Source organism: Youngimonas ophiurae (nom. illeg.), from assembly GCF_049803795.1.
In the GTDB taxonomy this organism is placed as follows: domain Bacteria; phylum Pseudomonadota; class Alphaproteobacteria; order Rhodobacterales; family Rhodobacteraceae; genus Thalassobius.
Window position 1 is genome coordinate 338,362 of record NZ_JBNAGJ010000003.1, and the last position, 13,929, is coordinate 352,290.

At 61.5% G+C, this 13,929-nt stretch carries 13 protein-coding genes; 7 read left to right on the plus strand and 6 right to left on the minus strand.

Translation table 11 applies throughout. The features are described 5' to 3' along the window. Positions 1–2: 2 nt before the first annotated feature. Entirely contained in the window at positions 3–464 is a 462-nt protein-coding gene (locus ACP15O_RS09345; protein ID WP_425095812.1) for a (2Fe-2S)-binding protein, read from the minus strand. Positions 465–576: 112 nt separating this feature from the next. Between ACP15O_RS09345 and ACP15O_RS09350 the strand changes: the two genes are divergently transcribed. Next, positions 577–1,182 carry a TetR/AcrR family transcriptional regulator gene (locus tag ACP15O_RS09350; RefSeq protein ID WP_425095813.1) on the plus strand — a complete coding sequence of 202 codons (606 nt, stop codon included), beginning with the start codon at positions 577–579 and terminating at the stop codon, positions 1,180–1,182. Here ACP15O_RS09350 and ACP15O_RS09355 read toward each other — a convergent pair whose 3' ends face one another. Continuing rightward, the gene (locus ACP15O_RS09355) at positions 1,183–1,935 is read right to left on the minus strand and encodes an SDR family NAD(P)-dependent oxidoreductase (protein WP_425095814.1); all 753 of its coding nucleotides are present in this window, start codon (positions 1,933–1,935) and stop codon (positions 1,183–1,185) included. 147 nt (positions 1,936–2,082) lie between these two features. Here ACP15O_RS09355 and ACP15O_RS09360 point away from each other — a divergent pair, with 147 nt between their 5' ends. The 6 genes from ACP15O_RS09360 to ACP15O_RS09385 all read left to right on the plus strand — a co-directional run bounded on the left by ACP15O_RS09360 (position 2,083) and on the right by ACP15O_RS09385 (position 8,787). Next, entirely contained in the window at positions 2,083–3,033 is a 951-nt protein-coding gene (locus ACP15O_RS09360; RefSeq protein ID WP_425095815.1) for an MBL fold metallo-hydrolase, read from the plus strand. A 204-nt stretch (positions 3,034–3,237) separates the two neighbouring features. Continuing rightward, positions 3,238–3,690, plus strand: coding sequence for a methyltransferase family protein (locus tag ACP15O_RS09365; RefSeq protein ID WP_425095816.1), 453 nt, complete (start codon positions 3,238–3,240; stop codon positions 3,688–3,690). 124 nt (positions 3,691–3,814) lie between these two features. Next, on the plus strand, positions 3,815–5,389 hold the full coding sequence (locus tag ACP15O_RS09370) for a Re/Si-specific NAD(P)(+) transhydrogenase subunit alpha (protein WP_425095817.1): 1,575 nt from the start codon (positions 3,815–3,817) through the stop codon (positions 5,387–5,389). Positions 5,390–5,402: 13 nt separating this feature from the next. After that, on the plus strand, positions 5,403–6,836 hold the full coding sequence (locus ACP15O_RS09375) for an NAD(P)(+) transhydrogenase (Re/Si-specific) subunit beta (RefSeq protein ID WP_425095818.1): 1,434 nt from the start codon (positions 5,403–5,405) through the stop codon (positions 6,834–6,836). A 157-nt stretch (positions 6,837–6,993) separates the two neighbouring features. Next, positions 6,994–7,407 carry a PaaI family thioesterase gene (locus ACP15O_RS09380; protein ID WP_425095819.1) on the plus strand — a complete coding sequence of 138 codons (414 nt, stop codon included), beginning with the start codon at positions 6,994–6,996 and terminating at the stop codon, positions 7,405–7,407. 105 nt (positions 7,408–7,512) lie between these two features. After that, on the plus strand, positions 7,513–8,787 hold the full coding sequence (locus tag ACP15O_RS09385) for a DUF3422 family protein (RefSeq protein WP_425095918.1): 1,275 nt from the start codon (positions 7,513–7,515) through the stop codon (positions 8,785–8,787). Here ACP15O_RS09385 and ACP15O_RS09390 read toward each other — a convergent pair. The 4 genes from ACP15O_RS09390 to ACP15O_RS09405 all read right to left on the minus strand — a co-directional run bounded on the left by ACP15O_RS09390 (position 8,723) and on the right by ACP15O_RS09405 (position 13,758). Then, a complete protein-coding gene (locus tag ACP15O_RS09390; RefSeq protein ID WP_425095820.1) occupies positions 8,723–9,784 on the minus strand; it encodes a YeeE/YedE family protein in 1,062 nt (353 codons plus the stop codon). The two genes, ACP15O_RS09385 and ACP15O_RS09390, sit on opposite strands and share 65 nt — an antisense overlap. A gap of 210 nt (positions 9,785–9,994) precedes the next feature. Next, positions 9,995–10,957 (minus strand): ABC transporter permease, encoded by a 963-nt coding sequence (locus ACP15O_RS09395; protein ID WP_425095821.1) that lies wholly within the window; start codon positions 10,955–10,957, stop codon positions 9,995–9,997. Continuing rightward, positions 10,950–11,957 carry an ABC transporter permease gene (locus ACP15O_RS09400; RefSeq protein WP_425095822.1) on the minus strand — a complete coding sequence of 336 codons (1,008 nt, stop codon included), beginning with the start codon at positions 11,955–11,957 and terminating at the stop codon, positions 10,950–10,952. The genes ACP15O_RS09395 and ACP15O_RS09400 overlap by 8 nt, the downstream gene beginning before the upstream one ends. 100 nt (positions 11,958–12,057) lie before the next feature. Beyond that, positions 12,058–13,758, minus strand: a complete 1,701-nt coding sequence (locus ACP15O_RS09405; protein ID WP_425095823.1) for a peptide ABC transporter substrate-binding protein — start codon at positions 13,756–13,758, stop codon at positions 12,058–12,060. Positions 13,759–13,929 lie beyond the last annotated feature (171 nt).

Below are 13,929 nucleotides of genomic sequence, written 5' to 3' on the forward strand. Positions count from 1 at the left end.
GGTTAGCGCTCCATCATCTTGGCGGCGTCATGAATGGCGGCGCGGATACGGGTGTAGGTGCCGCAGCGGCACAGGTTGCCCTGCATCGCCTCGTCAATCTGTGCATCCGATGGCGTGGGGGTGGTGTCCAGAAGCGCGGCGGCCTGCATGATCTGGCCCGACTGGCAATAGCCGCATTGCGCCACCTGATGTTTGACCCATGCCTCTTGCAGCGCGTGCAGGGCGTCCGGCTTGCCCAGCCCCTCGATCGTGCGGACCTCGCCCCAGACATCGGCCAGAGGCACCTGACACGCGCGCACGGCCTCGCCTTCGATCTGCACGGTGCAGGCCCCGCAAGCCGCCACGCCGCAGCCGAATTTGGTGCCGGTCAGGCCCAGCTCGTCGCGCAGAACCCACAGCAGGGGCACGTCATCGGGCAGGTCAAGCCGATGGATTTCTCCGTTGACGGTCAGGGTGGTTGGCATGGTGGCTTCCTCTGGTTGGCGGTGAAGTGTGACGTTATGACAAAAATGGTCAAAAGTGTCATATCTGTCAATTGACATTTTTGGCAATTTTTGTCAATCAGTCTAAATGCAGATGACAGAACAGAAAATTCCCGGCCTGGATGAGAAGCAGCAGGCGATCATGGCCGCCGCATTCGAGGCCTTCCGGCTGTATGGGGTCAAGCGCACCTCGATGGCGGATATTGCCAGCGGGGCAGGGATGTCGCGGGCGGCTTTGTATCTGCATTACCGCAACAAAGAGGATATTTTCCGTTCTCTGGTAACGGGTTACTATGATCTGGCGACCCAGCAGGTGGAACAGGTTCTGCGTCAGGATGCCCCCCTGTCCGAGTCCCTGCGCAATGCTTTTCTGACGCAGGCCGGCCCGGTTTTCGAAGCGCTGCTCAGCTCGCCGCACGGGCAGGAATTGCTGGACACCAAACATGCCCATTCCGAGGATCTGGTGATCGCGGGCGAAGAGCGTCTGGCGCAGATCTATGCCGCCTGGCTGGATCGCCGGGTGGGCGCGGGCGACATCGAGGCCCAGGTGATTCAGGCCGTCGGCGGGGATACGCTGTCCATGGCACGCACGATGCTAAGCGCGCTGCACGGGGTGAAAACCGCGTTGCCGGGCATCGAGGAATACAAGGTCTCGATCACCCGGCTGGCGCATCTGTTTGGGCGCGCGCTGGCGAAATGATTAGACCTTGCCGCCGGCGATCTCGATCTCCTGCCCGTTGACGCTGCCCGATCCGGGCCCGCACAGCCACAGCGCGGCCTGGGCGATTTCGTCGGGGTCGATCAGGCGGCGGTGGCGGTTGGCGTTGACCATGACTTTCATCGCGTCCTCTGCCGACATGCCCGAGCGTTCCTGAATCGAATCCACATTGCGGGTGATGATGTCGGTGGCCACATAGCCGGGGCAGATCGAGTTGAACGTGTAATTCGAGCCCATGAAATCCTCGGAAATCGAGCGCATCATCCCGATCACCCCATGTTTCGAGGCCGCATAGGCGCCGCCTCCCGGCAGTCCGCGCACCCCCGCGATCGAGGAAATGGCAATCACCCGTCCCCAGTCGGTTTGCAGCATCGAGCGCATGGATTCGCGTACCGTAAAGAACGCGCCGTCCAGATTGGTCGCCATGATTTGACGCCAGAACTCGGTGTCCGTTTTGTGCAACTTGCGCCCCTCGGCGATGCCCGCATTGGCCACGCAGATCTGGATGGGGCCGCGTTCGGCCACGGCCTGATCAATGACATCGCGCACGGCGGTTTCGTCCGTGACGTCCATCACGGCGGGGTGCAGGGTGTCGCCGGCAACCTCTTCCAGCACGTTCAGGCGGCGGCCGGTGATGGTGACCTGCGCGCCGGCCCCGGCCAGGGCGCGGGCGATGGCCAGGCCGATCCCCGTGCCGCCACCCGTCACCAGCGCGTGTTTTCCTTCTAATGTCATGTGTGGTTCCTCCTCGCATTATGGGCTCCACGTTAAGGGCCGCGCACAGGCAGGCAAGAGCGCCGTCCCGTCACTTCGGCTCTGCGCGTGCTTTACAAACGCATTCATATGAGTGAATTTGTCGCCTGAATCATGAGGGAGGATTTCATGAAACCATTTATTATTGCCGCCATGACGGGCCTGTTGGCGCAGACCGCCCTGGCCAGCGAAGATATTGCCGATCAGTACCCCCAGTCCGAGCTTTACGAAAAGCCGGTCGAGGTGATCCCGCATGTGTTCTCGGCCATTGGGGCTACGGCTCCGCCCACCTATGAGAACAGCGGCCACAACAACAACCTGTCCTTCGTGATCACCGGCGACGGGGTTGTCGTGGTCAATGGCGGGGCCTCGGCCCGTCTGGCCGCTGCCCTGCATGACGAAATCAAGGCCGTGACCGACCAACCCGTCAAGCTGGTGATCAGCGAGAACGGGCAGGGGCACGCGATGCTGGGGAATTCATATTGGGCCGATCAGGGGGTTGAAATCCTGATGCATGTGGATGCCGCCCATGAAATCGAGGAAAACGGCGATTTCATCCTGCAAGGGATGCAGCGCTATAACCGCGACAAGGCCGAGGGCACGCGGGTTGTGCCGCCCACGCAGACCTTCGAGGCGCAGCAGGTCTTTACCATGGGGGATGTGGAATTCCACATTCTGCATCTGGGGCCGGCTCATGGGCCGGGCGACACGCAGGTCTGGATTCCGCAATGGAGCATGATGATCGCCGGCGATATCGCGTTTCACGAACGGATGCCTCCGATTTTTCCGGACACCTGCACCAGCTGCTGGATCGAAACCTGGGAACAGGCCTTTGAGCCGCTGAACCCCACCTATGTGATCCCCGGTCACGGACATCCGACCAACCTGGCGCAGGTGCGCCGCTATACGCGGGACTATCTGGTCGATCTGCGCCAGAAGGTCGGCGCGCATATTGACGAGGGCGGCGACCTGGCCGGAGCCTATTACGTGGATCAGGAACGCTGGCGCGTGCTGGACACGTTCGATGAGCTGGCCACCAAGAATGCGGGCCGCGTCTACGAAGAAATGGAGTGGGAATAACCCTCTATGGCGGGCAGGCCGCAAAGGCCGCCCGCGTTGCAAACTTTTGCAGCGTGCGGTGCAAACCATCCTCTCAGGTATGGTAAAAAAGATGACGCATGGCAACCTCAACAAAATAGTGCCATTGTGCAGCCGCAGCGTCGGTCTGGCGCAGCAGATGATTCCGGGGGGGGCCCCCGTGCACAAACAAGGGGCGCCATCCTAATGGTCAAATGGCTTGATATTCCGCAGGTCTGGGTGCTGGCGGCTGCGATTGCGGCCTGGGCGCAGGCGCGGTTTTTCCCGATGGGGCTTAGCTTTGGCGGGGCCTGGGCGGATTTTCTGGCGGGGATTTTGGTGGGCGGCGGTGTGCTGCTGATGGTTCTGGCCCTGGTTGAGATGCGCAAGCACAGAACCACGGCGATCCCGCATCGCGATGCCGATGCGATGGTCACGTCCGGTATTTTCTCGCGCTCGCGCAATCCGATCTATCTGGGGGATGTTCTGCTGCTGGCGGGGCTGGTTCTGTGGTTCGATGCCGTGCTGGCGCTGCCATTGGTGCCGCTTTTGCTGTGGCTTCTGGAAAAACGCTTTGTACTACCAGAGGAGAACAGACTGAGGCTGAAATTTCGTGCTAATTATGCACGGTACTGCCAAAAGACGCGTCGTTGGATTTGACTTAGCGGTCTGTTCAGTGCATCTGAGGCGAAATCGTTGCGCAATAAAATTGCGCGACACAGAATAACAAGCTCCGAATATGTCGGGGTGAAGGGGTTAACTGTTCTTAAGGGGGACAAAAAAGTTGAAAATCGGAACTCCTAAGGAAGTGTTCGAGGGAGAAAATCGCGTTGCGATGACTCCTGACTCGGCTCTGCAATTGCAGAAGCTGGGCTACGAATGCGCCATCGAGTCCGGGGCGGGTGCCGCCGCCGGGTTCTCGGATGAGGTCTATGAAAAGGCCGGGGTCGAGATCGTCAAATCCGCAGCCCAGCTGTGGAAAGGTGTGGATGTGGTCGCCAAGGTGCGCCAACCCACCGAGACCGAACTGAAACGTATGAGCGCTGGTCAGACCCTGATCAGCTTCTTCAACCCGGCAGGGAACGAAGAGGGCCTGGAGCTTGCCAAATCCAAGGGCGCGAATGTGATCGCCATGGAAATGGTGCCGCGCATCAGCCGGGCTCAGAAGATGGACGCGCTGTCGTCCATGGCCAACATCGCCGGCTATCGCGCCGTGATCGAGGCAGGCAACAACTTTGGCCGGTTCTTTACCGGGCAGGTGACGGCCGCCGGTAAAGTGCCCCCCGCCAAGGTTCTGGTCGTGGGTGCCGGCGTGGCCGGTCTGGCTGCCATCGGGACCGCGACCTCGCTGGGTGCGATCACCTATGCTTTCGACGTGCGTCCCGAAGTGGCCGAGCAAGTCGAATCCATGGGCGCCGAGTTCGTGTTCCTGGACTTCGAAGAAGAACAGCAGGATGGCGCGTCCACCGGCGGCTATGCCTCGGTTCAGTCCGACGAATTCCGCGAGGCGCAGCTGGCCAAGTTCCGCGAACTGGCCCCCGAGGTGGACATCGTGATCACCACCGCGCTGATCCCCAACCGCGAAGCCCCCGAGCTGTGGACCAAGGATATGGTCGAGGCGATGAAGCCCGGTTCCGTGATCGTGGATCTGGCGGCTGAAAAGGGCGGGAACTGCAAACTGACCGTCGCAGACGAGAAAATCGTGACCGAAAATGGCGTGACCATCATCGGCTACACCGATTTCCCGTCGCGCATGGCCGCGCAGTCCTCCAGCCTGTATGCCACCAACATCCGTCACATGATGACTGACCTGACCCCTGAAAAGGACGGCCAGATCAATCACAACATGGAAGACGACGTGATCCGCGGCGCCACCGTGACCTTTGACAAGGAAATCACCTGGCCGCCGCCGCCGCCCAAGGTTCAGGCGATTGCCGCCCAGAAACCCAAAGAAGCCCCCAAGGAACTGACGCCCGAAGAAAAACGCGCGCAGGAAATTGCGGCCTTCAAGGCGCAGACCAAACAGCAGGTGACCCTGCTGGCGGTTGGTGCGGCTCTGCTGCTGGGCGTGGGTCTGGTGGCCCCTGCCAGCTTCATGCAGCACTTTATCGTGTTCGTTCTGGCCGTGTTCGTGGGCTTCCAGGTGATCTGGAACGTGTCGCATTCGCTGCACACCCCGCTGATGGCTGTGACCAACGCCATTTCGTCGATCATCATCCTGGGCGCTCTGATGCAGATCGGATCGGGCTCGTTCCTGGTGATCCTCCTTGCCGCGCTTTCGGTCTTTATGGCCGGGATCAACATCTTCGGCGGCTTCCTCGTGACCCGGCGTATGCTCGCCATGTTCCAGAAATCGTAAGGAGTAGGGACACATGGAATTCGGATTTACCACTGCGGCATATGTTGTTGCCGCTGTTCTCTTCATCCTGTCGCTGGGCGGTCTGTCGGGCCAGGAAAGCGCCAAGCGCGCCGTCTGGTATGGCATCGTCGGCATGGCGCTGGCCGTTGCGGCCACGCTGATCGGCCCCGGTTCGGGCCTGTGGCTGCTGTCGCTGGTTCTGATCGCCGCGGGCGGCACCATCGGGTATTATGTCGCGCAGCGCGTGCAGATGACCGAGATGCCCCAGCTGGTGGCCGCCATGCACAGCCTGGTCGGTCTGGCCGCTGTCTTTGTGGGCTTTAACGCGCATATTGAAATGGGCAACGTGCTGGCGCTGGACGATACGGCCAAGAAAGGCCTGGAGGGTTTCGCCGCCCTGCTGGCCAAGAAGGACACCGTTGAGCTGAACATCCTGAAGGTCGAGCTGGCGCTTGGCATCTGGATCGGTGCGGTGACCTTTACCGGCTCGATCATCGCTTATGGCAAACTGGCGGGCAAGGTCACCTCGGCCGCGCAGAAACTGCCCGGTGGCCATATCCTGAACGCGGGTGCTGCCGTGATCTCGCTGGTCTGTCTGGTGTGGTACTTTGGCTCGGCCAGCTTCCTGCCGCTGGCGATCCTGACGCTGATGGCGCTGTTCATCGGCTATCACCTGATCATGGGCATCGGCGGCGCGGACATGCCTGTTGTTGTCTCGATGCTGAACTCGTATTCGGGTTGGGCCGCGGCTGCGATCGGTTTCAGCCTGGGCAACGATCTGCTGATCGTGGTCGGTGCGCTGGTTGGTTCCTCGGGTGCGATCCTCTCCTACATCATGTGTAAGGCGATGAACCGTTCGTTCATTTCGGTGATCCTGGGCGGCTTTGGTGGCACCACCGGCCCCGCGATGGAAGTCGAGGGCGAGCAAGTCGCGATCGACAGCGACGGTGTTGCCACCGCGCTGGAAGAGGCCGACAGCATCATCATCATCCCCGGTTACGGCATGGCCGTGGCGCAGGCTCAGCAATCCGTGTCGGAGCTGACGAAACGTCTGCGCGCCAAGGGCAAAGAGGTGCGTTTCGCCATTCACCCCGTTGCCGGCCGTCTGCCGGGCCACATGAACGTGCTGCTGGCCGAGGCCAAGGTGCCCTATGACATCGTGATGGAGATGGACGAGATCAACGACGACTTCCCCGAAACGGATGTGGTTATCGTGATCGGCTCGAACGACATCGTGAACCCGGCCGCACAGGAAGACCCCAACAGCCCCATCGCCGGGATGCCGGTTCTGGAATGCTGGAAGGCGAAACAGGTGTTCGTGTCGAAACGTGGTCAGGGCACCGGGTATTCGGGCATCGAAAACCCGCTGTTCTACAAGGAAAACACCCGCATGTTCTATGGCGACGCGAAGAAGTCGCTGGACGAGCTGCTGACCAAGATCTCCTGATCCACGGTCATTGGGAATTGCGAAGGGCGCCTTTCGGGGCGCCCTTTTTGCGTCTGGGTCGGCCGGGGGGTGCCTTTGGGGAAGGCTCTGCTCTGACGTGGCGTCGGTTTTGACATGCTGGCCCCGTGTGCTTTGCTGCCATCAGGGAGGCTTTGACATGACCGATATTCTGGAAATGGGGCGCAAAATCCTGGCGCAGCAGCCGTTCAGCGTGCTGCTTGGGGTTGAGCTGACCCGCTTTGAGCCCGGCCTGGCCGAGCTGCTTTTGCCGCTAAGGCCCGACCATTTGCAGCAGCATGGCTTTGCGCATGGGGGGCTGGTGTCCACGATGGCGGATAATGCGATTTCCTTTGCCGGAGGGTCCAGGCTGGGCGATGTGGTGACGCTGGAATATAAGCTGAACCTGATCCGCCCCGGCGTGGGCGAGGCGCTGATTGCACGCGGGACGGTGATGTCCTTTGGCAAGACACAGGCCGTCTGCCGCGCCGATGTTTTCGCGGTGCAAGATGGCCAAGAGCGGCTCTGCGCGGCGGCCCAGGGGACGATGGCCGCAGTCAATCGCGGGAAATAACGGCAACAGTATACCGTTGCATTCCTTCAAGTCATTGAAAAAGCTTTATCTTTTTCAAATGATGTGGCATCTGTGGCCGCATCGAACCTGACCGAGGCCGCACGAATGATCACTGACCACCCATTGCGCTATGAATTGGCGAACGAGCTGCACGCCCGTCCTTTCCCGTCTCTGGCGGTGCCGGGGACAGCGGCGTTTCTGGCGATCAAACGCGCCGAGGATGCGGCCAGCCGCGACCGCGCGCATGACCGGGCGCATCTGATTGCGCTGCTGGATCGCTATGGCGCACCGCATCCGCAGCCCGGCGCCACGCATTATTTCGGTAAGCTGGGCCGCCATCTGCTCAAGTGGGAACAGCACACCGAATTCGTCACCTACACGGCCTTTTGCGAAAACCTCAGCGACCGGCCTTTCGATCCGGTGGATTTTGACGTGTTCCCCGGCGACTGGCTGGAAAAAGCACCGGGGGACCGGGTGACCTCGGCGTTGATCCGGGTCGCGCCGATGGCCGACAAAGAGCAGGTCGTGGCGCATTGCAACGACTGGTTTGTCCCCGAAAGCCTGGCCTCTAGCCGTGTTTTGGACGATGCGGGGGTGATTGCCGGCGATTTCCGGATCGATCCGGCGGGGCATCTGCGCTTTGCGGTGTTCGTCGCGCCGGGAACGGGCGCGCGCCGGATTGGCCGGATCGTCACCCGCCTGTGCGAGATCGAAACCTACAAAAGCCTGTCCATGCTGGGTTTCGCCCGCACCAAAGAGCTGGCCGTGCGGTTGGCGATGCTGGATGGGCAGCTGACCAGCCTGATGGATCAGATGACCAGCGATGACAACTCGGCGGATGAAACGCTGACGGGGCTGCTGCGCACCTCGGCCGAGCTGGAACGCATGGTGGCGCGCAATTCATTCCGGTTCGGGGCGACGGCGGCCTATGAGGCGATCGTTCATGACCGTATCCAGGTTCTGCGCGAGCACCGCTTTGACGGGCGCCAGACCTTCAATGAATTCATGATGCGCCGCTATGATCCGGCCATGCGCACCGTCAAATCCACCGAGCGCCGCCTGGCCGCCATGGCCGACCGGGCCATTCGTGCGGGCGAACTGCTGCGCACGCGGGTGGATGTGGAACGCTCGGCCCAGAACCAGAAGCTGCTGGAAAGCATGGACCGCCGCGCCGATCTGCAATTGCGCCTGCAAAAGACGGTCGAGGGGCTGTCGGTCGTGGCGATCAGCTATTACGCGGTGTCGCTGGCGTCCTATGCGGCCTATCCGCTGGCCGGGGCGCTCGGCCTGAGTAAGGCCGAGCTGACGGCGGCGCTTACTGTGCCGGTTGTAGGGGCGGTGTGGTGGATGCTGCGCCGGATTCAGAAGAAGATGCACTAAGCACCCGTCCGGCACTCCAGCCCCCCAGCCCGATGCTGACAATCGCCAGGATCGCGGCAATCGACAGGGTGGGGATGCCCGACAGGCCCGCGCCCAGCGTGCAGCCGCCCGCCAGCACGCCGCCCACGCCCATCAGCGCCGCGCCGCTCAGGTAGCGGCCGGTCTGGCGCGGGCTTTCGAAGCTTTGCCACTGGAACTGGCCACGGATCAGCGCGGCAATGAAGGCTCCGGCCAGTACGCCGCCCAGCAGGCCGACGCCAAAATTCGCCGGAATCGAGCTGCTGGCAATTGACCAGAACAGCGTGTCGGCGGCGGGCAGGGTGAAGCTTAGGCTTTCCATCGCGACCGGGTCGAAATCATCGTACAGGATAAACCCCGTGCCGACCCAGGCCAGCGGCACCAGAGCGCCCAGCACAGCAGCCCCGAGCAACGTCCCCGCCCGGTTCCCCGAACGCAGCGCGATCCCCAGCGCCAGCACAGCCAGCGCGCCGGCCCAGAACAGCGGATTGCCCGGCAAGGCGGCATTTTCCAGCGCTACGGTATAGCCGCCCAGGCTGGTGCGCAGCGGCGCCAGCAGGCCCTTCAGCGTGGCATGGGCGACAACGGCAAAAACCACCAGAACCAGCAGGGCGCGCAGATTGCCCGATCCGCTTAGCACCGTCAGCCGCGAGACACAGCCGCGCGTCAGCACCATGCCGATCCCGAACAGCAGCCCGCCGACGACAATGGCCAGCACGGGCAGGTCGGCGGCCATGAAGCGGTGATCCTCGAAGCCGATCAGCTGGGCCGCAACAGCGCCCTGCGTGCCCAGAATGGCCACGGCCAGAGCGGTCAGCCAGACGCCTGCGGCCTGTTTGCGGTCCTCGCCCACGATGGCGCGGCGAAAGCAGAACCTGGTGATCTGTGCCAGCATGCCGAATGCCAACCCAATGGCCAGCGCAAAATAAACGGCCGCCTGCGGGGCGGTAAGCTCTTCGAAGCCGAAGGTTTCAAACATGATCTGTCCTCAGCGGTGGTTTGGAACTTTTTCCCAAATGCAGCGGCTGGAGGCATAGATCAAGAGCGTGGCTCTGTTCCTTTGCCCATGAATGCGGAACAGTTTTCTGAAACCGCAGGAAAATCAAAACGAATCTATTTATGCGAATGGATTCAGATGAAAACGGCCCGCCGGGTCACAGGCAGGCCGTATCTTGATCCTTTTTTGCACTCAGCGCCCGCGAATACGCGGATCCAGCGCATCGCGCAGCCCGTCGCCCAGGTAATTCACGCTCAGCACCGTCAGCGAGATCGCCACGCCGGGCCAGAACACGCGTTCGGGATATTGTTGCAGATAATCCGTCGCATCGAACAGCAGCCGCCCCCAGGTGGGGAAATCCGGTGGAAAGCCCAGCCCAAGGAAGGACAGCGCGGATTCGGTGATGATTGCGTTGGCGATGCCCAGCGTGGCGGACACCATGATCGGAGACAGCACGTTGGGCAGGATGTGGCGGGTGATCATCTTGGTGTTCGTGGTCCCGATCGAGCGCGCGGCCAGCACGAATTCCCGCTCTTTCAGAGCCAGCACGTCGCCGCGGACAATGCGTGCGGTGGGCATCCAGCTGGTCACGCCGATGGCCACGACGATCAGGATGAAAATCCCCCGCTCGGGGCCGAAGGCGGCGTTTAGCGGGTCTCGGAACAGCAGCACCATCACCAGCAGAAGCGGCAGCAAAGGCAGCGCCAGAAACAGATCGGTCAAGCGCATCAGCAGCCCGTCCAGGCGTTTGAAAAAACCGGCCAGCACGCCAACCAGGCTGCCCAGAAACAGCGCCAGCAACATGGCCGTGATCCCGACCGAGACACTGATCTGCCCGCCGGCCATCATCCGGGCAAAGGTATCGCGGCCCAACTGATCGGTGCCCATCGGATGCGCCAGGCTGGGCCCCTGATTGCGTGCACGGATGTCGATATAGGTGGGGTCATAGGGCCAGAACAGCGGCCCGACAAAGACCACCAGAACGATCAGCAGAAAGATGATCCCGCCCAGCATCGCGCCTTTGTGGTGCTTGAACTGGTCCCAGATGTCGCGCCACTGACTGCGCGGAGGCGCCACGGGGATGGGATCGCTCAGGGCGCCTGCGGGGGTGGCGCCGCCCGCGCCGGGGATGACTTTTTCGACGGGCTCAGTCATAGCGAATCCTCGGGTCCAGAATGCCATAGAGAACATCGGCAATCAGGTTGAACAGCACGATCAGCAGCGCAAAGATAAAGGTCAGGGTCTGCACCATCGGCAGGTCATTGGCCTCGATCGCGCCGATCAGCAGATGGCCCAGCCCGTTCACCTTGAACACCTGCTCGGTGATGATCGCGCCGCCAAAAACCTGCGGCACGCCCAGGGCGATCACCGTCACCACCGGGATCATCGAGTTGCGCAGCACATGGAGCAGCACGACGGTTTTTTCGCCCAGGCCCTTGGCGCGGGCGGTGCGGACGTAATCCTGATTCAGGTTGTCCAGCATCGAGGCCCGCATGAACCGGCTGACCTGCGCCGCATTATACAGCGCCAGCACAAAGACCGGCATCGCAATCTGGCGCAATTGGTGCACGAAACTGTCCCAGTCCGTCACCTTATGCGTGGTGTCGTAAATCGACGGGAACCAGCCCAGATGGACCGAGAAGATCACGATCAGCAACACGCCGGTAAAGAAGGTGGGCACCGAAAAGCCGATCATCGAAATAAAGGTGCCCAGCTGATCAAACATCGAATATTGCCGGTAGGCCGAATAGATTCCGATGGGCAGCGCGATCAGCACGCCCACCACATAGGACAGCCCCACCACCCACAGGGTCTGGGGCAGGCGCTGGACAACGATGTCCATCACCGGGCTGCGGGTCTGCCAGGACAGCACACGCTGCTGGCCCTCGGTCAGCGAGGTGCCGAACAGATTGTCGATCAGCACCTGAGGCTCGACCCAGAAGAACTGCACCAGCCATTTGGCGAAACGCACATGCACCGGATCGCCCAGGCCCAGGGCCTCGCGCATACGTTCTTTGACATCGGGGGGAACGGTCAGCGGAACCTGGGCCATCGGATCGCCGGGGGCCAGTTCCAGCAGCAGAAAGATAACAAGACTGATGAACAACAGCGTCGGAACGGACAGAACCAATCGACGTATCGTGAATGTCAGCATAAGGTCGCCTTTGCGGCTTATCGTTAGAGGAGCGGCGTATACGGACGCCGAAAAAACAAAAGCCCCGGCCAGCGTGGGCCGGGGCTTGGAGTATGCGTGATTACTTGATGCGGTACCAGTCGGCCGCGTTCCACAGCTCTGAATCCCAGGTGTTCAGCACAACGCCGCCCAGGCTGTTGGAATGCGCCGACACGCGGCCACGATCCACCAGCGGCACGATGACATAGCTGTCTTTGGTCAGCATGTCGTTCAGCTTCTTGGCGATCTCACCGCGTTTTGCCAGCTCGCCGGTGCGGCTCAGCTCGGCCACCAGCGCATCATAGGCGGGATCGCAGAAACGGTTGATGTTCTCACCCTGCCACTGCGATTCGGGCTTGGGAGCCTTTTCGCAGGTGTGCTCGGCCAGATAGGATTCCGGATCGGTGCCGTCGAAGTTGTTGGCATACATTTCCACGTCGGCATAGAACTTCTGGAACGTATCGGGCGAGCCCGGATCCCCCCCGAAGAACACCGAACCGGACAGGTTGCGCAGCTCGGTCTGCACGCCGATTTCGCTCCACCACTGTTTGATCAGCGCCTGGAAATCCTGACGCACCGCGTTGGTCGAGGTCTGATACAGCAGCTTCAGCTTCATGCCGTCTTTTTCACGCACGCCGCCTGCGCCCACTTTCCAGCCGGCTTCCTCCAGCAGGGCCTTGGCGCCTTCGATGTCCTGGGTCATGCAATCGGTGTTATCCGAGGCATAGAGCGCCGGGGCAGGGACCAGGTTACAGGTCGGACGCCCCGCCTTGCCATAGCCGATTTCCACCAGCAATTCGCGGTCGATGGCCATCGAGAGAGCCTTGCGCACCTTCACATCCGACAGGATCGGGTGGGGGTGTTTGGCGGTCGAACGCTCGCCTTCGGGCAGGCTGGGCGAGGGATCGGTCATGTTCATCTCGATCCGTTCCACCAAAGAGCCGAAGGCGGCCACAACCTTGCCTTTGCCGCCCTCTTCCATCTTGGCGATGACATCGGGGGCCAGTTGCAGGTTCCAGGCGTAGTCGAATTCGCCCGTTTCCAGCACGGCGCGGCCCGCAGCCGTTGCATCGCCGCCGCCCTTGAAGGTCATGGTCGCGAAGGCCGGTTTGTTCGGGGTGCGATAATTCGGGTTCGCAGACAGAGAGATCACGTCATTGGGGCGGAACTCATCCACCACAAAGGGGCCGGTGCCGACGGGGCCAAAGTTGGCGTCGGTACATTCGGGGGCCTTGGCGCCCATGCAGTTTTCGAACTGCGCCTTCTGGATCACCGGCGACTGGCCGCCCATGAAGGGCAGATAGGGGTTCGGCTTGGGCTCGGAGAAGTTGACCTTGACGGTCAGGTCGTCCAGCGCCTCGACGCTGCTGACGCCTTCGAATTTGGCCAGCTGGGCGCAGCCGCCTTCGGGGTGCATACAGTATTCAGCGGTGAATTTCACATCCGCCGAGGTCAGGGCCGAGCCATCCGACCATTTCAGCCCCGGCTTCAGTTTCCAGGTGATCGAGGTCAGATCCGCGGCCACGCCGCCATTTTCCACGGTGGGGATTTGCTCGGCCAGGAAGGGCACCAGCGCGCCGTTCTGATCGAACCGGCCCAGCGGTTCGACGATCAGCGACGAGGCCTGAATGTCTTTGGTTCCAGCCGACAGATACGGATTCAGGATGGACGGCGCTTGCCAGTAGATGACGCTGACATGGCCATCGGCGCCACGTTCTGCAAAAGCCGCGGGGGCCAGCCCGACGGTTGCGACTGCGCCCATCATCAGGGACTTCAGTTTCATGTCTCTCTCCTTGTTGGGCATAAAATGCCTGTTCCCGCGGTGCGATCGGGTGTGATTCTTTTCGCGGTATGGTCGAAGGATGCACCAATATACCTTTCCAGCACCACGATTTTTCGGGGTGCGGCTACCGCGTGTGCCGAAACTCCAAACCAAGTGGTCAAAAAATGCAAG